Origin of the sequence: Luteirhabdus pelagi, from assembly GCF_016827595.1 — a bacterium.
GTDB lineage: Bacteria > Bacteroidota > Bacteroidia > Flavobacteriales > Flavobacteriaceae > Luteirhabdus > Luteirhabdus pelagi.
The window spans coordinates 454,564-475,143 of record NZ_JAECMS010000002.1 but is presented as its reverse complement, the minus strand read 5'-3'; the positions used below and the strand labels follow the sequence as shown (position 1 = coordinate 475,143).

Sequence of the window (20,580 nt, the reverse complement as noted above, 5' to 3'; positions counted from 1 at the left end):
TATGAAAACATTTATTTCAGCAATCGCATTACTGTTCTTCATATCCTTTAGCCAAGCACAGGAAACTCCTAAATATTTCAACAAGGTTCAGACCTTGGATAGCACCATTGAAACATTATATAGTGTTATTTCGGGTGAAAAAGGTGAAGAACGAGATTGGGCACTTTTTCAATATCTATTTACAGAGAATGCCAAATTAATTCCTACCGGCATGAATCAAGAAAAGAGTTTTAATGTTAATTATTGGTCACCCGAAGAGTATATTGAGAAAGCAGGTGTTTATCTGCAAGCCAACGGCTTTTTCGAAAAGGAAATTCATAGAGAAGTACAAACATTTGGGTCGTTAACGCATGTCTTTAGTACGTACGAATCCTATAATTCCCAAAATGAAGAAACCCCTTTTGCAAGGGGCATCAATAGTATTCAATTGTTATATGACAATTACCGTTGGTGGATTGTCAATATTTATTGGGTGGGTGAATCGGAAGCAAATCCAATTCCCAAACAATATCTACCAACGAATTAATCGACCGATTTCACCGCTTCTTCAATATCGGTATCACCATTCAAAATCTCTACAGTTTGATTAGGTAATGTATCATCGTGAAGGGCTGCTACCAATGTTTCCGCAGTATCGGCACGGGTTATTTTTCCTTTTTCATTCAGGTTTTTCGAAAGCTTTATACTTCCCGTACGTTCATCATCTGTTAGCATCCCAGGACGAATAATCGTATACGCCATGTCGCTATTGCGCAAATGATTATCGGCATTCTTTTTCGCCTCGAGATAATGCTGTAATTCTTCATTTTGCTCAGGATTATCTGCACCCATTGCACTTAACATTACAAATTTCTTAATGCCAGCAATACTTGCTAAATCGATTAATTTCATCGCTCCATTTTGGTCGACCGCAACGGTTTTTTCCTCTGAAGTATCACCTCCAGATCCTGCGGCAAATACGATTTTATCGATTTCCGTTACCGTATGGCTAACATTCTTTTCAAGATCGGCCAATCGCGTTTCGATGTTTCGATCGGTAAATTGCTTTTCTTGTTCTTTTCGCCGAACCATCGCCACGGGACGATAATTTCTATAGCGATCTAAAATATCTACGATTTGCTTTCCGGTGGTTCCATTGGCACCGACAACCAGTACTCTTTCCATTGTATTTTTCATTTATTTTTTTTCAAAATACCCGAAACACATGGTTTTGGCATCCACCTTAACGGCCTTTAACGCAGGCTTTAATAAGACTTTAGTAGTATTGTTATCGTATGGAAGAAATAGTGAACGATTTATCTTGAAAGCTAAAGGAATCGCCTTTTTTCTTTCCAGAAAGTAATTGTCCTATAGGGGAGGAATATGCGACGCAATAATAGGTAGTGTTTCCAATGGGTACGGCACCTATAGAACTACTGATAAAGTAAGTAGCCTTATCGGTATGCGCCAAGCTACCCAAACGTGCATAATCGGAATTGGTATTGATATCGATGCGCTTTAAAAAATCTCGTTCCCGTTCGATTTCCTGAAGTTGTTTTCCAGCATTTTCCCGCTCAATTTGAAGCATGGCTCGGCCCGTTTCATGCTTATCGCCAGAGGTGTTCTTCGATTCTTCCAACAGGGATTCCTCGATATCCTTAATGTGCGACTTAACAGTGTGGTATCGTTTTTCGAGTGCTTCCTGGCACTTTTGTAATAAGGCTGATTTTAATTCTTTCGCTTTCATTCTTTTTCGTCTTCTTTGGTAAACCGCAAGACGCCGTAATTATTCATTTGTTTCACAATCCAATTTTTTCGTTGTTGAATATAGGTGGACGCCGGCGCTGCTTTATAATTCCTTGGATTAGGCAAAATTGCTGCTATGGCGGCTGCTTCGTAAGCGGTAAGGTTGGCGGCCGATTTCCCAAACCAATGGTTTGCAGCAGCCGCTGCTCCATACACTCCATTTCCCATTTCAATACTGTTCAAATATACTTCCAGAATCCGTTCCTTGCTCCAAAAAAATTCAATTAAAACGGTAAAATAGGCTTCCAATCCTTTTCGAAGCCAACTTCTTTCAGGCCAGAGGAATACGTTCTTCGCGGTTTGTTGTGAAATCGTACTTCCGCCTCGCAATCGCTTCCCTTTTCTATTCGCCGCGTAGGCTTTTTCAATCGCTTTATAGTCAAAGCCATCATGCGAAATAAACTGCTGGTCCTCGGCTGCAATCACTGCTTTTTGAAGGTTGACCGATATTTCCGAAAGCGGTACCCAATCGTGTTTGGTCTCAAATTGATCCGATTCGGCCTGAAAACTTCTAATGGCCATCAAGGGAGTGTAGGGAACGGGTACAAAGGTGTAGGCAATAACCCATAACACCGTCAATAATAAAAACCATAAAAGTGTTTTAAATAAAAATTTGAAAAGCCTTTTTAGCATGTTGGTTTGATTAGGGTGAGGTCAATTCAGCTAATTTCTTTCCCACTGCCGATCCGATGGCAACGCCCATGCCTCCCAATCGCACCCCACAATACACGGTGGGTGCTAGTTGTTTTAGGATGGGTTTCTTTTGGTCGCCAACTCCCATAATTCCGCTCCAGCGTTGCTCTATTTCAAACGGAATTTCCGGTAGTATCGTATGTTTCAACAGCTGTTCCAATTGCTGTTGAATGGTTTCAGTTAGCGCCATTTCGGTGGTTTCTTCACCTTTATAGTCAAGATTTCGACCTCCACCAAATAACAATCGATCGCCGATATTTCGGAAATAGTAGTACCCTTTATCTAGGTGAAATGTTCCCTTGATTGCCAAATTGGGAATCGGTTTGCTAATGAGTACCTGTGCTCTCGCTGGTTTCACTTCTTCTGAAAACAACTGCTTTGCAAAACCGTTGGTCGCAATGCATATTTTTTTGGGGTGAAGGGTTTCCGTATCGTTTATCGTTAATGTGCCTTCCACGGGTTGAAGTCGGGTAACTTCACAACTATTCAAAATAAGAATATCATTTTCTGAAGCTTTCTTCAACAAAGCGCGCATCATCTTCCCTGTATCCAATTGTCCTTCCAATCGATTAAAAAGCAATTGATCATGTGTATTCTGAAAACCAAAATCATCTTTCTTCAATGAAAAGATAGGTTCTTTATCTTCAAACACCTCCTTCATCAATTCATTGATATATGGCATTTGGTGTTTGCATTGCTCGAACAAAGTGGCATCCTTCTTCAAAAATACTTCATACCCACCATGACATTGGTAATCGATAGTTGTATCGCCCAGGGTATTCCGAAGTAATTGAAGACCCGAAACGCGCTCCTTCACCAATGCTATGACTTCCTCCTCTGAATGCGAATTGAGGTCATCCAGCATTTCCGAAACACTTCCAAAGCAGGCGAAACCTGCATTTTTCGTACTGGCACCGCTGGGTAGTATTCCTCTTTCAAAAATTACAATCTTAGCGTTCGGATGTTGTTTACGAAGTTCTAGCGCACAATTTAGGCCCACGATACCGCTGCCAACAATAGCGTAGTCGATTTCGTGTAACCAGGTTTGTCGTTCCCAAAAAGATAGGTTCATAGGTAGAAAAGTATAAAGAAAAAGCACCAATTTCACAGGAATCTGCTCAATCTTGGTGCTTTTTATAAGATTTAGGAAGACTAATTACTCTTCTTCTGGTTCTTGCATTTGAAAGGTATTCATAAACGCAGTGGTATAATCGCCTTTTACATATGCTGGATCGTCCATCAACTGACGGTGAAACGGAATTGTTGTTTTGATTCCTTCGATTACGAATTCATCTAATGCACGCTTCATTTTATTGATAGCCTCATCACGTGTTTGTGCCGTGGTAATCAATTTAGCAATCATCGAGTCATAGTTTGGCGGAATACTGTATCCTGCGTACACATGCGTATCCAAGCGAACGCCGTGACCTCCCGGAGCATGTAAGACTGTAATCTTCCCTGGCGACGGACGGAAGTTGTTATACGGATCTTCTGCATTGATTCGACATTCGATAGAATGAAGGTTTGGCGTATAGTTCTTTCCTGAAATCGGTACGCCCGCAGCCACTAAAATCTGTTCGCGGATCAAATCGAAATCGATTACCTGTTCCGTAATCGGGTGCTCCACCTGAATACGGGTATTCATTTCCATAAAGTAGAAGTTGCGGTGTTTGTCGACTAAGAATTCAACGGTACCGGCACCTTCATATTTAATATATTCGGCAGCTTGAACAGCCGCTTCACCCATATCCTTACGAAGTTTTTTCGTCATAAACGGACTTGGGGTTTCTTCTGTCAATTTCTGGTGTCGACGCTGAATGGAGCAATCGCGTTCACTAAGGTGACACGCTTTTCCTGTGCTATCGCCAACGATTTGGATTTCGATATGGCGAGGCTCTTCGATAAGCTTTTCCATATACATATCGTCGTTTCCGAAGGCTGCTTTACTTTCCTTACGAGCCGATTCCCAGGCATCTTCAAGGTCTTCTTCTTTCCAAACGGCACGCATTCCTTTACCACCGCCACCGGCGCTAGCTTTTAGCATAACAGGATAGCCTGTTTCCTTCGCAACTTTCTTACATGTTTCGAAATCGGGGATTACGCCTTCGCTTCCTGGTACACAAGGAACCCCTGCAGCCTTCATAGTGGCTTTTGCAGTGGCCTTATCGCCCATCTTTTCGATCATTTCGGGTGAGGCCCCTATAAATTTGATATTATGTTCTTCACATATTTTCGAGAATTTCGCATTCTCTGAAAGAAATCCATATCCCGGGTGAATAGCATCGGCGTTGGTAATCTCAGCAGCGGCGATAATATTCGCCATTTTTAAATAGCTTTCACTACTTGGGGCAGGCCCAATACAAACAGCCTCATCGGCAAAACGCACGTGGAGGCTTTCTTCATCTGCTTTGGAATAGACCGCAACAGTCTTAATTCCCATCTCGCGGCAGGTTCGAATAACGCGAAGTGCGATTTCTCCCCTATTGGCAATCAATATCTTTTTAAACATAGCTTTCTATCTTAACGATTAGTATTTCCGAGGAATGCTTCACACATTCCTTCGGCTTTCGCGTTAAAGGGTAGTACTTAAGAAGGGTCTACCAAGAACAGCGGTTGGTCGAATTCTACTGGAGAAGCATCGTCTACCAAAACCTTTACGATCTTACCGGATACTTCGCTTTCAATTTCGTTGAAGAGTTTCATCGCTTCGATCACACAAAGTACGTCACCTTCCTTCACGGTATCGCCTACTTCAATAAACACTGGCTTTTCTGGCGCAGGTTTGCGGTAGAACGTTCCAATGATGGGCGATTTCACGGTTATATACTTGGAATCATCGCTTTCAGAGGTTCCAGCACTTTCCGTAGTGGTTGGTTTAGACTCGGGCTGTGCAGCCGGTTGTTGTGGTGCGGCGGCAGGTTGAGCAGCTTGCATGGCGGGAACTTGTTGGATATACGTAGTTTCGCCTTTCTTATCGTCTGAACCTGTTCGGATGGTGATTTTTACATCATCCATTTCCAACTTTACTTCGCTGGCACCGGACTTCGCCACGAATTTAATCAGGTTTTGAATTTCCTTTAATTCCATATTGATCGGTTTTCTGTTTTCTTAGAATTTATTTTGAATCGTAGGCCCATGTTACATACACGGCGCCCCATGTAAATCCGCCTCCAAAGGAAGCGAATACGAGGTTGTCCCCTTTTTTTAATTTGGATTCGTAATCGACCAAGCAAAGGGGCAGGGTAGCTGAAGTCGTATTACCATATTTATGAATATTCATCATAACTTTTTCGTCGTCTAGGCCCATACGTTTGGCCGTAGCATCGATAATTCTTTTGTTCGCCTGATGTGGTACTAACCAATTTACATCGTCTGCAGACAAGTTATTGCGTTGCATGATCTTGGCGCTAACATCGGCCATATTGGAAACGGCAAACTTAAAGACCGTTTTTCCATCTTGAAATACAAAGTGTTGCTTATTTGCAACTGTTTCAGCAGAGGCAGGCATCAACGAACCGCCGGCATCAATCTTTAAGCTTTGGCGACCGATTCCATCGGAACGCAAAAATTCGTCCTGTACGCCATAGCCTTCTTCCGAAGGTTCAAACAATACTGCTCCACCTCCATCACCAAAAATGATACAGGTAGCACGGTCTTCGTAATCGATAATGGATGACATTTTATCGGCACCGATCAGCAATACTTTTTTGTAGCGACCGGATTCGATATAGCTGGCTGCTGTAGACATCCCGTATAGGAAACTTGAACAGGCAGCCACAAGGTCATATGAAAAAGCGTTTATGGCTCCAATCTGGGAGGCAACATAAACGCCAGTGGCCGCAACGGGCATATCGGGTGTCGCTGTGGACATTATGACAAGGTCGATATCCTTTGGATCTGTATTGTTCTTTTTAAGACACTCCTTAGCAGCTTGAATAGCCAAATAAGATGTTCCTTTATCTGAATCCTTTAAAATCCTGCGCTCTTTAATTCCGGTTCGGGTAGTAATCCATTCATCATTGGTATCGACCATTTCCTCCAGCTTCTTATTGGTAAGAACATAGTCTGGAACATATCCCCCGACAGCGGTAATAGCTGCTGTGATTTTACTCATAAAAACGTATTATATTCAATGTGGACGTTTCGACGCCCCAAAGGAAATGAAAATTACTAAAATTTCGACAAAAAAAGGTTGAAAACACTCCGTTTTTGCCAATTTGAAGCGTTAAAAAAATAAAAAAACTCCCACATTGCTAAAATGTGAGAGTTGAATATCGTTTCTCTAAGAAATACTATGCTTCCACTTCTTCGGTAGCATCTACTACTACCTGTCCGCGGTAATAAAGTTTTCCTTCATGCCAATGGGCACGGTGGAACAAATGCGCTTCACCCGTGGTAGGGTCCTTAGCGATGGTAGGAGCCGTTGCTTTGTAATGAGTTCTCCTTTTGTCCCTTCTTGTTTTCGAGGTTTTTCTTTTAGGATGTGCCATCTCTATCGTTATTTATCCGTTAATAAGTTTTTCAATTTGTCCCATCTGGGATCTGTTTCATCCGAGTCGTCAGAACTTTTTTCGTCATTCGACTTGGGTGTTAATTCTTCTAGTTTTTTCAGTATGTCGCTCTGTAAGGAACCATCTTCCACCCCTGGGTGTACTTTTTTGGCTGGAATGGCCAATACGATAGATTCATACAGCTGTTGCTGAAAGTTCACTTCATGACTGCCGTGTGGTAAGATGATAATATCTTCATCCTCGTTACCGTTTTCTTCACCAAACTTCACCACAAAACGATAGGTACCTTCAATAGGCTGATCGTAGGGTTCATTTGTTAGGTCGCAGTTCACGTTTACCGTTCCGTCGAAACTAAGCTCCATTTCCAGAAGCGTGGCTTTCTTCACCAATAATAGTTCAACCGAAACATCGGCATCATTGAACTCGTCATACTCAAAATGTTCAAAGAACGGGGATTTCACTGTGTAATCGAACCGGTGCTCCCCAATTTTCAATCCCACGAAGGGGATAGTAAATTCTTTCAATTCCTTCATGCTCACACCAATTTCCCATACCTTCCTTTATCGAAAGGCGGGTGCAAAGATAAAAAATTATTTTATTCCAAAATGGTTTAGCCTTTCTTTTTTGAATTTGGCCTTTTCTGATTGGTTTCCAACGGATTCTTGGTCAGTTTTCGGTATTCCTTTCGTTTCTTATAAATTGCAATGGCACTGAAAACCGCTTCTTTAAACGATTCATAATTAGCTTTATTCTTTCCCGCAATATCGAAGGCGGTTCCGTGATCTGGTGAGGTACGTACACGATTCAATCCTGAAGTAAAATTAACCCCGCGTCCAAATGCCAATGTTTTAAAAGGAATAAGTCCCTGGTCGTGGTAGGAAGCGATAATGGCATCAAAATTTTCATGGTTTCCGGAGCCGAAAAAACTATCGGCGGCGTAGGGACCAAACACGAGCATTCCTTTGTCTCGTAAGTTATCGAGCGTTGGACGCATCACGGTATCATCTTCATCGCCAATGACCCCGTTATCGCCGGTGTGAGGGTTGATCCCCAGCACTGCTATTTTAGGCTTGCGAACACCGAAGTCCTGTTTGAGGGTATTGTTAAGGCTATTTAGTTTTTTTTCGATCAGTTCAGGCGTAATATTCTTAACGACGTCTTTTACAGCCACATGATCGGTGAGCAGTCCCACTTTTAGTCCGCGCGAAATCATAAGCATCATACTATCGCCCTTTAGTTCCTTTGCCAAGTAATCGGTATGACCAGGGAAACTGAAGGATTCTGATTGTACATTCGATTTATGGATAGGTGCTGTGACAAGGACATCAATATTTTTGTTTTTAAGAGCTTCTACCGCTTCCTTAAACGATTGAATAGCGTATTTACCAAGCGATGGATCTTCTTTGCCCAAGGAAACCTCCACCTGATCTTTCCAGCTATTGATGACATTTACTTTTTTATGGGCTATTTTATCGAGACTATCGATACCGTGGAGGCTGACATTAAGGTTAAGAACTTTCTTGTAGTGCGACATCAATTTTACGGAGGCAAAAATGATAGGCGTACAGAAATCCAACATTCGTGTATCGGAAAATGTCTTGAGGATGATTTCCCCTCCGATACCGTTTAGATCTCCTACCGATATGCCGACGATAGTTCTTTCCTTCTTACCCATTACGATAGTCTTTAAATGGTTATTTTTGCTTCACAAATGTAACCAAAATAAGCATGTTTACAGGAATAATTGAAGCTGTTGGAAGGATAGTCAAATGCGAAGAGGAAGGCAGCAATGTACATTTCACCATTAGTAGTGAAATGGCTGGCGAATTGAAAATAGACCAGAGTGTTTCGCACAATGGTGTTTGCCTTACCGTTACGTCGCAACAGGACACATCCTATACGGTTACCGCCATTAAAGAAACCCTGGAAAAATCGAATTTAGGAAGACTGAATATAGGAGATCTTATTAACTTAGAGCGTGCCATGCAATATGGGGCGCGTTTGGACGGCCATTTGGTACAGGGTCATGTAGACCAGGTCGCTACGTGCAAGCAGATTCGTGAGGAAGATGGGAGCTGGGTATTTACGTTCATCTATAAAGGCAGTAAGCAAAACATTACGGTTGAAAAAGGTTCTATTACCGTAAACGGTGTTAGTCTTACGGTAGTTGGATCAAAGGATGGAGAGTTTAGCGTTGCGATTATTCCGTATACCTATGAGCACACGAATTTCAAACACTTAAGTGTAGGAGATACTGTTAATCTTGAATTTGATGTAATTGGAAAATACGTGCAGCGCCTTATGAGCGGATATTTATAGTTTTTCTGTTTTTATACAGAAAGTAAATACCTAAAACAATTCCGAAGAACAAGGCGGGAAGAATAAAATCGTCAATAGGGCCTTGTGGGGGTAGTCGCTGACTATCAGGTGGCGGGGGGCCGGACTGATTGTCTGTCATAGACTGTCCCATAGACGTGGCACCATTTAATAAAATGAGTGCGAAGGTTATTAATGTTACGATTTGGGGTCGCATAATTAAGTGGCTAATGTACTAAATTTTTTTTAACAGCAAAGAAAACTATTCTTTATCAAACAATTAAAAACGTGAAAATCCAAAATTTAGTATATAAATCAAGGGATTCACGAACTTTAAAAATTACCCTCCACTTCTTTCATGTCAAAAAATATTCGAAGCAATATACTTCAAAAATATTTGTGGTCCCACTTGGGCTCGAACCAAGGACCCCCTGATTATGAGTCAGGTGCTCTAACCAGCTGAGCTATGGGACCGACGGTTTGCAAATGTAAAACGTTTTAAACATACTGCAAACAAAATACCTTAAATTATGGCAAGGCCTTATCCTGCATCGATTTCCTGGCAAAGCTCGACTAACACCCCGTGGGATGACTTTGGGTGAAGGAAGGCTACCAATTTGTTATCGGCACCTCTTTTTGGGATTTTATTCAATATTTGAAACCCTTCTTTCTCCAATCGCTGGATCTCTGCTTCAATATTAGTTACGGAAAAAGCGACATGATGGATTCCCTCTCCTCTTTTTTCTATGAATTTCGCGATCGCACTATCGGGGTTTTGCGCTTGCAGCAATTCTATTTTGCTTTCACCACACTTGAAAAAAGAGGTGGTTACCGCTTCGCTTTCAACCACTTCTTCCTTATAGGGTTCAACTCCTAAAAGCGCAGTATATACTTTATTTGCCGCTTCAATATCGGTAACGGCAATGCCAAGATGTTCAATTTTATCTAACATAGTATCGACTCTTTTTATCGGTTTCAAAAATAACAAATAGGATTATGCTATTTTTGCAATATGACAGAAAGTAACAGACAGAAGAAAATCGCAGGCGTTTTACAAAACGATTTGGCCAAAGTATTGCAGGAATTGTTGCGATCCTCGGGGCAGTTGAATACAATTTTGACAGTCTCGAAGGTAACCGTAACTGCCGATCTGTCGATTGCGAAGGCGTACGTTAGCGTTTTCCCTCCACAAAAAGCAAACGATCTTATCAAGGAGCTCAAAGAATTGACTCCAAAGATTAAACATGAGGTCGCACAGCTTACGAAGCATCAATTACGAAAGATGCCAGACCTTATTTTTTACAACGATGATACGATGGAGTACATCGAAAACATCGAAAAAGCGGTAAAAAAAGGGGAAAACCCAATCGACAATCCGGACTTATTGGACAAACGTAAAAAGTCCTAAGGGTGAACTTTCCGCTCTACATCGCCAAGCGGTATCTTTTTACCAAAAGCTCCAATAATGCCATTAATATTATTGCGAGCATCGCCGCGTTGGGTGTTATTGTAGGAGCACTTGCACTATTTGTGGTTTTATCCGGTTTCTCTGGATTGAAGGATTTCAGCTTACAATTTACCAATGTCTTCGATAGCGATTTAAAGGTACTGCCACAATCGGGAAAAACACTATCATTAAGCGAGGAACAGGTATCGAATCTTGCCGACATTGACGGAATAGTTGCTTATTCCAAAGTTATTGAAGAGCGCGTTTTTCTTCAGTACAACGGAAAGAGCCATATTGCTTTTATAAAAGGAGTGGATGATCGCTACAATGATGTGAATCCCTCCGATAGTATTTTATTTGCCGGTCGTTGGTTTGCCGAGGATAAAAACGAAGTGTTCGTGGGGTATAATATTGCAGCCAAACTTTCTTTGGGCATGCAGGATTATAATTCATTTTTGGAACTGTATGTGCCAAAGCCTGGTAAAGGGCAAATATTAGCAACCGATCTTTCCAGTGCCTTCAGCAAACAAAATGTGGTGGTTTCGGGTATTTATGATGTAAATGAAGACTTAAACGGAAAATATGTCTTTAGTGAAATTGACCTCGCTCGCGATTTGTTGAACTTAGAAGAGAACGAATACTCTTCGGTTTCCATTAAGCTGGAAGCAGGTGCCGATGAAAATGATGTCCGCAACTCTCTTCAAAAGGTCTTAGGCTCGAATATTGAAATTTTAAATCGGATTCAGCAAAATGACGCACTCTATAAAATGTTGAATACCGAAAATATTGCGGTATATCTTATTTTCACATTAGTATTAATTATCGCGCTTTTCAACGTAATCGGATCTATCATTATGATGATTCTAGATAAGCGAAAGAACATAAAAACACTATACAATCTGGGGGCTACTTTACCCGAGATACGAAGAATCTTTTTACTTCAAGGAACATTGATGACTACCTTGGGTGGGGTGTTAGGAATTTTTATTGGGGTATTATTGGTGCTTGCACAACTTCAGTTCGAATTCGTGAACATTACCGCTTCCTTGCCTTATCCTGTAAAATTAAAAGCCACAAATGTTTTAATTGTTTTTGGAACGATTACCGTTCTTGGTTTCATCGCTTCAAAAATTGCGTCTAGTAGAGTTCGTAAAAAGTTAATACGATAGATTTAGGCGAATTGATGGTCGCCAAATTTTTCCAACACCTCATCGAAGGCCGCAAACACATCAGCACTATCATCGCTGGTTACCATCTTCATGCGATACTCCTTAAAGTGTGGAATTCCTTTGAAATAGTTGGTATAATGGCGTCGGGTTTCCAAAACGCCTAGTTTTTCACCTTTCCAGTCGATCGACATTTGAAGGTGACGTCTAGCGGCATCCACTCTTTCCTGCATGGTAGGTGGCGGAAGGTGCTTTCCGGTTTTTATAAAATGCTTCACTTCTTTAAAAAACCATGGATATCCAATACTCGCTCGTCCGATCATAGCGCCATCCAATCCATATTCGTCACGCATTTCCACCGCACGTTCCGGTGTATTTACGTCGCCATTTCCAAAGACGGGAATATGCATCCGCTGATTATTCTTTACTTCAGCTATCGGTCGCCAGTCGGCATCACCTTTATACATCTGCGCCCTTGTCCTTCCATGGATCGAAATTGCCTGGCAACCTACGTCCTGTAATCTTTCCGCTACTTCTACAATCTTAATACTATCGTGGTCCCAGCCCAATCGTGTCTTTACAGTTACGGGTAATTTGGTATGCTTTACCATTGCTTCCGTAAGGGAAACCATTAGGTCGATATCCTTTAAAATACCGGCACCGGCTCCTTTACTGACGACCTTCTTCACCGGACAACCAAAATTAATATCGATGATATCGGGTCCGCTGGCTTCAACGATTTCAACACTTTGTAGCATCGATTCGAGGTTTGCGCCGAAAATTTGAATGCCTACAGGTCGTTCCTTTTCGTAAATATCTAATTTCATGACGCTTTTAGCAGCATCACGAATAAGTCCTTCCGAAGAGATAAACTCGGTATACACCACATCGGCTCCTTGTTCCTTACATAGGGCACGGAATGGTGGGTCGCTTACATCCTCCATGGGAGCAAGCAACAGTGGAAACGCTCCTACATCTATTGATCCAATTTTCGCCATGCTGCAAAATTAAATAAATTTCTACGGTGTTAATTCCTAGTATGAAATAAAATACCCCTCTTGTACTATCAAGAAGGGTATCCCTTTGTAAAATGTGCTTCTAACTTAATCCAAAATGATTGTTTCAGTAATATCGTCGCCCTGTGAAATAGTTATTGCTTTCACTTTCGTGGTTGGATTTCCGTTAATCTGATAATGTGCTGAAAAGCGGAAGGTATTCTGAAAATTATTAATATCGTTAAAAACGGTAGGATAGTCCAAACTTTCAAAAATTGCTTGTCCCTCTGAATTGGAGGCGGCTTGTCCAACAGCAAACATCGGATCATCTCCAAGTAGCTGCCACGTATCTTCATCGTATGCATATACAACAATACCGTCCACAGGTTCTTGCTGCGCTGTTCTTAAGAGTAAGGTTGCTTGAGTAGTTGTTTGTTCCTTAGCGTCATCATCGTTCGAACAAGAAGTAATAAGTGAAGATGAAGTCACTAAAAATAGTAATAGTAATTTTTTCATGATATAAATTTGAGTTGTTTTGAATTGGGAGTAAGTAGGTTGCACATTTTACTATTATTTTAATCGATTTTCTTCTTCTGAACTTACGTTTGGATTGGTGTTCTCTAAACTAGTATTTCCGAAGGAATAGGTGAAGCCAACTCTAAATAAGCGAGACTCCGGTCTGGCAAAATAGGAATTATCTTGATTAAAGTATTGAGAACGTACCCTGACATTATTCGTGTTAAAAATATCATCGACCCCTATGGTAATACTACCTCGATCGTTCCATAGCGATTTTCGAACCGAGAATGAAAGGTTAAACTGATTCTTATATTCTGTGGCGCCACTGATAAAATTTGAAATATATACTGTCGAGAGGTCGGAGGTCCAACTGCGATCCTTAGAAAGTGTTAGTCTACTAAATAATTGACCATAAAACCCAAAGGTTTCGTTCGTATACGTTAACGGAGTACTTTCCAGCGCGAAGAATTCACTTTCTAGGTGAAATAAAGAGGTTACAGCACTTAAATACCACCAATTCGTTACATAGGAAACATATTGAAAATCGAGACTATACTGCTGAAATTGAATGGAGTTAGCATGTAATTGCCGTAAATTCATGTCGTCATTATCCTGAAAAGTAAGCAACTCCAATGCGTTGTCTATTTTTTGAAAATAGGCATCTATAAAAAATTTGTTTTTAAACCCATAGCTCAAACTAATTTTATCCTCAAAGGAAGGTAGTAAATTGGGATTTCCCTGATTAAAGTTGTTCTCATTCAAGAAATAGCGAAACGGGTTTAAGCTTTCATATCTTGGACGCTCAATAGATCTTTTGTAGGCTGCTCCCAAAGTGTGGTCGTCACCAGCTTTGTATGTAGCTGAAAGGGTTGGAAACAATTCAAAATATTGTTGGGTATTGACCACCCCTAATGCCTGCGAATCTCCCTCGATATCGGTGTATTCTCCGCGTAGCCCAAGAGATAAGGCCCATTTGGACCATGATTTTTCAAATGTAAAGTAACCTGCTGCAATATTTTCAGAATACAAAAATACATCTGAAAGCATTGGCACAAAGACTTCACTATTATTTGCATTATCGAAAAATCGGAGCCCACTGTCGGTATCGATATCGGAATATTTTAAACCGGCCATAAATGACCCACCCCAAAAGGAAACTTCACCATCTACCTTGGCGGTCAAAATCTGTGTATTCTGTTCGGCATTGGTATGAAAACGAATTTGATTTAAAAAAGTTCCATCTGGCGAAAAGTAGTCACTCATCAATTGTTGGTCTTGTGAGTGAAAATAATCCACATATTGGGTTGTAACGTCTATTGCCGCCCCCTTATCTCCAATATCGAGATGGTAAGATGCTTGAAGGTTAAGGTTTTGGAGTTCCTTTTGTACGTCGCTATTTGTGAGAAATAGCGAATCTAATTCTCTAGAGGCGCTGAATATCTCATTTCGTTGAAAATTATCGAATGTGTTGTCTGGAGCATATACTAAAGAGGCTGAAAGCCCTAAGGAATTAGACTCGTCGAGCATAAATTCTGCAGACGCATTCGCTTGGTGGGTATCGCTATGGGTGATTCTCGTAAAATCACTTTCCCAAAAACTTTTAGTTGTGCCGTCAGGATTGAAAAAGCGAATGTAATTCTCATCCTTTTTCTGCTCTTTTCTTGGACTGAAGCTATAACTTCCATACAAGTTAAGCCAATTGTTCTTATAGAAGTGGCTGGTGCCGAACTGATATTTCGGGAATATACCTTGCTCATAGGTTCCGTTTACAGCTCCCTTATACCCTGGACTTAATGCTTTGGTGGTATTGATATTAAGAATCGTATTGGCATCCGAATCGTACTGAGCAGAAGGGTTTGTTATTACCTCAACCGATTTGATAATAGCGGCATCTAAATTTCGTAAGAATGAATTTGTTTCATTTGGAGAAAGGTATACACGGCGTCCATTAATGTAAATTGTAGTGGGTCTATTTTTAATCCGGATATTTTCGCCGATAACAAGTACACCTGGTGTTTTTTTCAAAAGGTCGAAGGTATTTCCCGTTGAAAACGAAGAGTTTTCTACTTCAAAAACCAATCGGCCCGCCTCTTTCCTGACTTTAGGCTGACGAACATTTACGACCGTTTCATCAAGATTCTTAATCTCCTCTTTTAAAACTATACTGCCTAAATCCAAGGTTTCAGGAACCGAAACATCCCTTTCAACTGAACGAAAGCCTAAATATCTAAATACGATTTTATAAATTCCTTGCTGCAAGCCTTGTAACACAAATTGCCCCTCCTCATCAGTTGTAACACCTAAAAATGGTTCAGATTCGTTTTCTTTATATACTAGTATAGATGCAAATGGAAGAGGATTTTCATCCGATTTATGTACCACCCCAAAGACTTCGTATTCCTGTGAAAACGAGGATATGCCCATAAAGGCAACGACGAGAAGCAAAAGATATCTTCGCATGGGGACGTTAGGTTTATTACAAACGGCATTGGGGAGCGAAAAACATACACTTTATTTCAAAGCGTTGTACAAATATGTAGAATTTTTCGCTTATACTAAAAATTATATAACCATCATCACTTACAAATAATACAATCGCATTTATTTACGCTATATTTGCAACGGAAGTCAACCACCTAAATTATTGAGGATTGACGGAACGGAAGATGGATTTTTGAAAGAAGGACACTGCTCCGTTTAGAGTAGAAAAAGTTACTATGAAGAATATTCGAAATTTTTGTATTATCGCCCATATCGACCACGGTAAAAGTACCTTGGCCGATCGATTGCTTGATGCAACAGCAACGGTAACCGCCCGTGAAAAAAAGGAACAGTTGTTAGATAGCATGGATCTCGAGCGTGAACGTGGTATTACGATTAAAAGTCATGCTATACAGATGAATTATGTTTATGAAGGCGAAACGTACACCTTAAACCTTATTGATACCCCAGGACACGTAGACTTTTCCTATGAAGTATCGCGCAGTATTGCTGCTTGTGAAGGCGCTTTATTAGTAGTAGATGCGGCGCAGAGTATTCAGGCACAGACCATTTCAAACTTATACTTGGCGCTGGAAAACGACTTAGAAATTATTCCTGTATTGAATAAAGTTGACCTCCCGTCAGCAAATCCTGAAGAGGTAACCGATGATATAGTCGATTTATTAGGTTGCGATGCTGAAGAGGTTATCCCTGCGAGCGCTAAAACAGGGCTTGGAATCGAAGATATTCTGAAAGCCATCATCGAACGTATTCCTGCTCCAAAAGGAAATCCCGATGAACCACTACAAGCCCTTATCTTCGACTCGGTATACAACCCTTTTCGAGGAGTTGAAACCTATTTTAGGGTTTTGAACGGAGAAATACGCAAAGGGCAGCACGTTAAGTTTATGGCTACCAATAAAGGTTATGACGCCGACGAGGTAGGAACGCTAAAGTTAAAACAGCAGCCAAAGGATGTTATAAAAACAGGTGATGTGGGCTACCTTATTACCGGCATCAAGGATGCGCGTGAAGTAAAAGTGGGAGATACCATTACCGATGCCAAAAATCCTACCACCAATATGATTGCTGGTTTCGAGGACGTAAAACCTATGGTATTTGCGGGTATCTATCCAGTAGACACCGAAGATTATGAAGAGCTGCGAGCCTCGATGGAAAAGCTTCAGCTTAATGACGCTTCCTTGGTATTTCAACCAGAAAGTTCTGCCGCACTTGGTTTCGGTTTCCGTTGTGGTTTCTTAGGAATGCTTCATTTAGAGATTATTCAGGAACGATTGGAACGCGAATTCGATATGACCGTGATTACGACCGTTCCCAACGTTTCGTACCACGCCTATCTAAACAGCGAACCCGATGAAGTTATATTGGTGAATAATCCTTCAGATTTACCAGAGCCTTCCATGTTGAATAGAGTTGAAGAGCCCTATATCAATGCTACCATTATTACAAAGTCAGATTTTGTGGGACCTGTAATGTCACTTTGTATTGAAAAGCGCGGGGAAATTAAAAATCAAACTTATCTGACTACTGAAAGAGTCGAATTAGCTTTCGATCTTCCGCTAGCGGAAATCGTATTCGATTTTTATGATCGGTTAAAAACGGTTTCACGAGGTTACGCCTCCTTCGATTATTCTCCTATCGGAATGCGCGAATCGCATTTGGTGAAAGTAGATGTACTGTTGAATGGAAATACGGTCGATGCATTATCGGCACTGCTTCACCGAGATAACGCTTATGATATTGGAAAAAAGATGTGTGAAAAGTTGAAAGAATTGATTCCGCGTCAGCAGTTCGATATCCCGATTCAAGCTGCCATTGGTTCAAAAATTATTGCCCGTGAAACGGTAAAAGCCTTGAGAAAAGACGTTACGGCGAAATGTTACGGTGGAGATATTTCCCGTAAGCGTAAGCTCCTTGAAAAACAGAAAAAAGGTAAGAAGCGAATGCGTGCCGTAGGAAATGTTGAAATTCCACAAGAAGCCTTTATGGCAGTTCTAAAGCTGAACGACTAAAAGTTAAACCATATACCAATATCAAAATAAAAAGGGAAGCGTAAAATACGCTTCCCTTTTCTCATTATTATTTCAACGGTATTAGTTGCTACAATCTAATGCATCAAGTGTTGCTTGAATTTGCGCTTCATTCTGACCTTCGAAACACCCTGCGTCCAAGGCTGCTTGAAGAGAAGTGCGATACTCCTCACAATTTTCGGTGGAAGGATCGTCTCCAAATGCTTGAGCCGCATCAGCGGAGGCTTGTGCAAGTGCTTCACAGTTCGGCTCATTCGAATCGTCATCTCCTGAACATGCAGTAAATGAAACTGAAAGAACTAAAAGAAACACAAAAAATAAATTCTTCATACTTGAAATTTTTACGGTTAAAGTTTCAAATATGCATATTTAATGTAAAATATTAAAAATATCGATAGATTAATTTTATGCTAAAGTGTTACTAATTCTCGCAACTAACACCAGACTCTTGAAGATCAGATAAGTACACATCGTAATCGGTTCCGGTATCCTCACCATTCACAGAGGCATTTCCGTTTCCTTCACGGCATAATTCGAATTCTGGGGTTTGGTCCGAGCTACAAAAGGTACAGCTTCTACTCTCCTCATCACTACAGGAAAACAGGATTGTAACAACTACTATACAGAAAGATAAAAATCGAAGTTTCATATTGAACTAACGGAAAGGATTGATGTTTCGTATTATTCGATGTCTTCTTCAGTATCGTTGGTAGCTGTAACAACATCTTCAAAGTCGATTGGCTTACCTAGGTATACTAACTGACAACCTTCTGAAACTTCCATGGTCGTTGGATTATCGATAAAAAATATTTCATTCGTATCGTCTTTTAAAAACAGCGGTACGGCATTGTATTCATTTTGAATATGTCCCAATAGCTTCAGAAACTTCTCCTGCGTATCTACCGAAATTTCCTGTATGGAAGGAAACTCGCGTGCCACTTCCGTCAATTTTATGTAATCGTGGGTTTTTGAGATCAAGTTTTTATTCGTGACATTATCCTTAATTTTCATTTCTTGATTGTTCATCAGTCGATAGGAGCCATTTTCACCCAAACTATCACCAAAACGCGTCAAGGCTTGCTTATTGATTTCATCGTTTCCTGTCATCGCCAACAAGAACCCAACATCATTCAGTTCGATATTGTCGGTTAAATCGTCAGAGAAAATATTCGCATTAATAGCTTCAAGCCCAAGTTCCTTTGCTTTTTCAATATTGAGACGATTGGTATCGACCAATACCACATGGCGACCATTTTTTTCCAGATACGTACCGATCAATCTAGAAACTTTTGAAGCGCCAATGACTACTATTCCTTCTGACGACTTCAAGAAAACTCCAACAATTGATGCAAAGTAGCGTGCCGTGGTGGCATTTAACAATACCGTTACCAATACCACAACAAATACAAGAGGTGTGATATATTCGGCTCCGGGAACACCTTGATTGACCAATTTGGTACCAAAAAGAGAGGCGATACCTGCTGCCACGATACCTCTAGGTCCGACCCAACTGATAAACATTTTTTCATTGGTCTTCAACGTCGATCCTACCGTACTTAAAAAGACACCCAACGGCCGCAAGAAGAAAATGATAATGGCCAACAAAATGGCCGTCTTCCAATTATAGACCAATAGTAAGTCCTGTAAGTCTATATTGGCCGCCAATAGAATAAAGAGTATCGAAATAAGCAGTACACTTAAGGATTCCTTGAAATACAACAATTCCTTTAAGTTCGGCAGATCGCTATTTCCCAAAAACATTCCCATAACCACTACCGATAACAGTCCCGATTCATGGGCGAAGAGGTCGCTTTCAACAAAAATCAGTAAGACTACAGAAAGCGCCACTACATTTAAAAGGTAATGCGGAATCCATTTTTTCTTGATGGCGATATACAAGGCGTATCCTCCAGCTATTCCGAAGGAAAACCCAATAAGTAAAATCTTTCCGAACTCAACTAGCGCTTGCTTTGTGAAACCGGCATCGCCCTCTACACTGATAAACTCGAAAACCAATACCGCTACCAAAGCTCCGATAGGATCGATAAGGATACCTTCCCACTTCAAAACGGCGGAAACATCTTTCTTCAGCGGAATATTTCGAAGAATCGGCGTTATGACCGTTGGTCCGGTTACAATAATCAATGCAGCAAACAAGAATGAAATACGCCAATCTAATCCAAATACGTAATGTGCGGCTACACCAGCTCCTATGAAGGTTACGGCCGAACCAAGGCTGATAAGCTTTCCAATTACTGGACCTACCTTGGAAATTTCACCCCTTCGTAGTGTTAGTCCACCTTCAAAAAGGATAATTCCAATAGCGAGCGACACAAAATAGAAAAGGCCTTCCCCGGGAAACAATCCTTTTTCGCCATTCCAGATAGGTTGTATCCATTGACTTCCATCTTCAGAAAGTAACGTTGAAATAGGCCCAACAAATAAACCTATTAATATTAGCGGAAGAATGGCGGGGATTTTAAATTTCCAGGCTACCCATTGCGCCAAAATACCAAGTACGATAATCCCTGCCAGTTCTAACATGAAAAATAAGTTTGGTTAAATATAAACATTTAGATTCCCTCAAAAATAAGTAACAAAATCGAAAGAGCCCTT

Annotated in this window: 22 protein-coding genes and 1 tRNA gene; 5 read left to right on the top strand and 18 right to left on the bottom strand. The window is 40.8% G+C overall.

Annotated features, from left to right (window positions below):
* Window position 1: 1 nt before the first annotated feature.
* On the top strand, window positions 2-526 hold the full coding sequence (locus I4Q58_RS06995; protein WP_203295175.1) for a hypothetical protein: 525 nt from the start codon (window positions 2-4) through the stop codon (window positions 524-526).
* On the opposite strand, the gene I4Q58_RS06990 is transcribed toward I4Q58_RS06995, so the two are convergent.
* The 10 genes from I4Q58_RS06990 to pdxA all read right to left on the bottom strand — a co-directional run bounded on the left by I4Q58_RS06990 (window position 523) and on the right by pdxA (window position 8,664).
* Window positions 523-1,164, bottom strand: a complete 642-nt coding sequence (locus I4Q58_RS06990; RefSeq protein WP_203295174.1) for an SDR family oxidoreductase — start codon at window positions 1,162-1,164, stop codon at window positions 523-525. The genes I4Q58_RS06995 and I4Q58_RS06990 overlap by 4 nt on opposite strands.
* A 103-nt stretch (window positions 1,165-1,267) precedes the next feature.
* Entirely contained in the window at window positions 1,268-1,726 is a 459-nt protein-coding gene (locus I4Q58_RS06985) for a 3-oxoacyl-ACP synthase (protein ID WP_203295173.1), read from the bottom strand.
* Entirely contained in the window at window positions 1,723-2,418 is a 696-nt protein-coding gene (mtgA, locus tag I4Q58_RS06980) for a monofunctional biosynthetic peptidoglycan transglycosylase (protein ID WP_203295172.1), read from the bottom strand. Before mtgA ends, I4Q58_RS06985 begins: the two co-directional genes overlap by 4 nt.
* 10 nt (window positions 2,419-2,428) lie before the next feature.
* Window positions 2,429-3,550 (bottom strand): NAD(P)/FAD-dependent oxidoreductase, encoded by a 1,122-nt coding sequence (locus I4Q58_RS06975; protein WP_203295171.1) that lies wholly within the window; start codon window positions 3,548-3,550, stop codon window positions 2,429-2,431.
* Between the two features lie 84 nt (window positions 3,551-3,634).
* Window positions 3,635-4,987: an acetyl-CoA carboxylase biotin carboxylase subunit gene (gene accC / locus I4Q58_RS06970; RefSeq protein WP_203295170.1), complete on the bottom strand. Its 1,353-nt coding sequence runs from the start codon at window positions 4,985-4,987 to the stop codon at window positions 3,635-3,637.
* A 77-nt stretch (window positions 4,988-5,064) separates the two neighbouring features.
* Window positions 5,065-5,565: an acetyl-CoA carboxylase biotin carboxyl carrier protein gene (gene accB / locus I4Q58_RS06965; RefSeq protein WP_203295169.1), complete on the bottom strand. Its 501-nt coding sequence runs from the start codon at window positions 5,563-5,565 to the stop codon at window positions 5,065-5,067.
* Window positions 5,566-5,593: 28 nt separating this feature from the next.
* Window positions 5,594-6,592, bottom strand: coding sequence for a beta-ketoacyl-ACP synthase III (locus I4Q58_RS06960; RefSeq protein ID WP_203295168.1), 999 nt, complete (start codon window positions 6,590-6,592; stop codon window positions 5,594-5,596).
* Window positions 6,593-6,770: 178 nt separating this feature from the next.
* Complete coding sequence (rpmF, locus tag I4Q58_RS06955) at window positions 6,771-6,968, bottom strand: 50S ribosomal protein L32 (RefSeq protein WP_203295167.1); 198 nt, start codon at window positions 6,966-6,968, stop codon at window positions 6,771-6,773.
* Between the two features lie 8 nt (window positions 6,969-6,976).
* Entirely contained in the window at window positions 6,977-7,522 is a 546-nt protein-coding gene (locus I4Q58_RS06950; protein WP_203295166.1) for a YceD family protein, read from the bottom strand.
* 77 nt (window positions 7,523-7,599) lie between these two features.
* Entirely contained in the window at window positions 7,600-8,664 is a 1,065-nt protein-coding gene (pdxA, locus tag I4Q58_RS06945; RefSeq protein ID WP_203295165.1) for a 4-hydroxythreonine-4-phosphate dehydrogenase PdxA, read from the bottom strand.
* Between the two features lie 53 nt (window positions 8,665-8,717).
* On the opposite strand from pdxA, the gene I4Q58_RS06940 reads away from it, so the two are divergent.
* Window positions 8,718-9,308 carry a riboflavin synthase gene (locus I4Q58_RS06940; RefSeq protein ID WP_203295164.1) on the top strand — a complete coding sequence of 197 codons (591 nt, stop codon included), beginning with the start codon at window positions 8,718-8,720 and terminating at the stop codon, window positions 9,306-9,308.
* Window positions 9,309-9,705: 397 nt separating this feature from the next.
* Here I4Q58_RS06940 and I4Q58_RS06935 read toward each other — a convergent pair.
* Both I4Q58_RS06935 and mce read right to left on the bottom strand, forming a co-directional pair.
* A tRNA-Ile gene (locus I4Q58_RS06935) sits at window positions 9,706-9,779 on the bottom strand.
* A gap of 67 nt (window positions 9,780-9,846) precedes the next feature.
* Entirely contained in the window at window positions 9,847-10,257 is a 411-nt protein-coding gene (gene mce, locus I4Q58_RS06930) for a methylmalonyl-CoA epimerase (protein WP_203295163.1), read from the bottom strand.
* Window positions 10,258-10,317: 60 nt separating this feature from the next.
* On the opposite strand from mce, the gene I4Q58_RS06925 reads away from it, so the two are divergent.
* On the top strand, window positions 10,318-10,713 hold the full coding sequence (locus tag I4Q58_RS06925; RefSeq protein ID WP_203295162.1) for a ribosome-binding factor A: 396 nt from the start codon (window positions 10,318-10,320) through the stop codon (window positions 10,711-10,713).
* Window positions 10,714-10,715: 2 nt separating this feature from the next.
* Complete coding sequence (locus I4Q58_RS06920) at window positions 10,716-11,921, top strand: ABC transporter permease (RefSeq protein ID WP_203295161.1); 1,206 nt, start codon at window positions 10,716-10,718, stop codon at window positions 11,919-11,921.
* A gap of 2 nt (window positions 11,922-11,923) precedes the next feature.
* Here I4Q58_RS06920 and dusB read toward each other — a convergent pair whose 3' ends face one another.
* The 3 genes from dusB to I4Q58_RS06905 form a co-directional block, all read right to left on the bottom strand.
* Window positions 11,924-12,916, bottom strand: a complete 993-nt coding sequence (gene dusB / locus I4Q58_RS06915) for a tRNA dihydrouridine synthase DusB (protein WP_203295160.1) — start codon at window positions 12,914-12,916, stop codon at window positions 11,924-11,926.
* A gap of 105 nt (window positions 12,917-13,021) precedes the next feature.
* Window positions 13,022-13,429 (bottom strand): hypothetical protein, encoded by a 408-nt coding sequence (locus tag I4Q58_RS06910; RefSeq protein ID WP_203295159.1) that lies wholly within the window; start codon window positions 13,427-13,429, stop codon window positions 13,022-13,024.
* A gap of 54 nt (window positions 13,430-13,483) precedes the next feature.
* Window positions 13,484-15,892, bottom strand: a complete 2,409-nt coding sequence (locus I4Q58_RS06905; RefSeq protein WP_203295158.1) for an outer membrane beta-barrel protein — start codon at window positions 15,890-15,892, stop codon at window positions 13,484-13,486.
* Between the two features lie 257 nt (window positions 15,893-16,149).
* Between I4Q58_RS06905 and lepA the strand changes: the two genes are divergently transcribed.
* Window positions 16,150-17,946 carry a translation elongation factor 4 gene (gene lepA, locus I4Q58_RS06900; RefSeq protein ID WP_203295157.1) on the top strand — a complete coding sequence of 599 codons (1,797 nt, stop codon included), beginning with the start codon at window positions 16,150-16,152 and terminating at the stop codon, window positions 17,944-17,946.
* An 81-nt stretch (window positions 17,947-18,027) separates the two neighbouring features.
* Here lepA and I4Q58_RS06895 read toward each other — a convergent pair whose 3' ends face one another.
* The 3 genes from I4Q58_RS06895 to I4Q58_RS06885 form a co-directional block, all read right to left on the bottom strand.
* The gene (locus I4Q58_RS06895) at window positions 18,028-18,294 is read right to left on the bottom strand and encodes a hypothetical protein (RefSeq protein ID WP_203295156.1); all 267 of its coding nucleotides are present in this window, start codon (window positions 18,292-18,294) and stop codon (window positions 18,028-18,030) included.
* Between the two features lie 91 nt (window positions 18,295-18,385).
* Entirely contained in the window at window positions 18,386-18,613 is a 228-nt protein-coding gene (locus tag I4Q58_RS06890; RefSeq protein WP_203295155.1) for a hypothetical protein, read from the bottom strand.
* 32 nt (window positions 18,614-18,645) lie between these two features.
* Window positions 18,646-20,508, bottom strand: a complete 1,863-nt coding sequence (locus tag I4Q58_RS06885) for a cation:proton antiporter (protein ID WP_203295153.1) — start codon at window positions 20,506-20,508, stop codon at window positions 18,646-18,648.
* Window positions 20,509-20,580 lie beyond the last annotated feature (72 nt).

Bases quoted from the DNA above. Each gene is read 5' to 3' on its own strand.
- I4Q58_RS06995 (WP_203295175.1), top strand. From the start codon at position 2: ATGAAAACATTTATTTCAGCAATCGCATTACTGTTCTTCATATCCTTT.
- I4Q58_RS06990 (WP_203295174.1), bottom strand. From the start codon at position 1,164: ATGGAAAGAGTACTGGTTGTCGGTGCCAATGGAACCACCGGAAAGCAA.
- I4Q58_RS06985 (WP_203295173.1), bottom strand. From the start codon at position 1,726: ATGAAAGCGAAAGAATTAAAATCAGCCTTATTACAAAAGTGCCAGGAA.
- mtgA (WP_203295172.1), bottom strand. From the start codon at position 2,418: ATGCTAAAAAGGCTTTTCAAATTTTTATTTAAAACACTTTTATGGTTT.
- I4Q58_RS06975 (WP_203295171.1), bottom strand. From the start codon at position 3,550: ATGAACCTATCTTTTTGGGAACGACAAACCTGGTTACACGAAATCGAC.
- accC (WP_203295170.1), bottom strand. From the start codon at position 4,987: ATGTTTAAAAAGATATTGATTGCCAATAGGGGAGAAATCGCACTTCGC.
- accB (WP_203295169.1), bottom strand. From the start codon at position 5,565: ATGGAATTAAAGGAAATTCAAAACCTGATTAAATTCGTGGCGAAGTCC.
- I4Q58_RS06960 (WP_203295168.1), bottom strand. From the start codon at position 6,592: ATGAGTAAAATCACAGCAGCTATTACCGCTGTCGGGGGATATGTTCCA.
- rpmF (WP_203295167.1), bottom strand. From the start codon at position 6,968: ATGGCACATCCTAAAAGAAAAACCTCGAAAACAAGAAGGGACAAAAGG.
- I4Q58_RS06950 (WP_203295166.1), bottom strand. From the start codon at position 7,522: ATGAAGGAATTGAAAGAATTTACTATCCCCTTCGTGGGATTGAAAATT.
- pdxA (WP_203295165.1), bottom strand. From the start codon at position 8,664: ATGGGTAAGAAGGAAAGAACTATCGTCGGCATATCGGTAGGAGATCTA.
- I4Q58_RS06940 (WP_203295164.1), top strand. From the start codon at position 8,718: ATGTTTACAGGAATAATTGAAGCTGTTGGAAGGATAGTCAAATGCGAA.
- mce (WP_203295163.1), bottom strand. From the start codon at position 10,257: ATGTTAGATAAAATTGAACATCTTGGCATTGCCGTTACCGATATTGAA.
- I4Q58_RS06925 (WP_203295162.1), top strand. From the start codon at position 10,318: ATGACAGAAAGTAACAGACAGAAGAAAATCGCAGGCGTTTTACAAAAC.
- dusB (WP_203295160.1), bottom strand. From the start codon at position 12,916: ATGGCGAAAATTGGATCAATAGATGTAGGAGCGTTTCCACTGTTGCTT.
- I4Q58_RS06910 (WP_203295159.1), bottom strand. From the start codon at position 13,429: ATGAAAAAATTACTATTACTATTTTTAGTGACTTCATCTTCACTTATT.
- I4Q58_RS06905 (WP_203295158.1), bottom strand. From the start codon at position 15,892: ATGCGAAGATATCTTTTGCTTCTCGTCGTTGCCTTTATGGGCATATCC.
- lepA (WP_203295157.1), top strand. From the start codon at position 16,150: ATGAAGAATATTCGAAATTTTTGTATTATCGCCCATATCGACCACGGT.
- I4Q58_RS06895 (WP_203295156.1), bottom strand. From the start codon at position 18,294: ATGAAGAATTTATTTTTTGTGTTTCTTTTAGTTCTTTCAGTTTCATTT.
- I4Q58_RS06890 (WP_203295155.1), bottom strand. From the start codon at position 18,613: ATGAAACTTCGATTTTTATCTTTCTGTATAGTAGTTGTTACAATCCTG.
- I4Q58_RS06885 (WP_203295153.1), bottom strand. From the start codon at position 20,508: ATGTTAGAACTGGCAGGGATTATCGTACTTGGTATTTTGGCGCAATGG.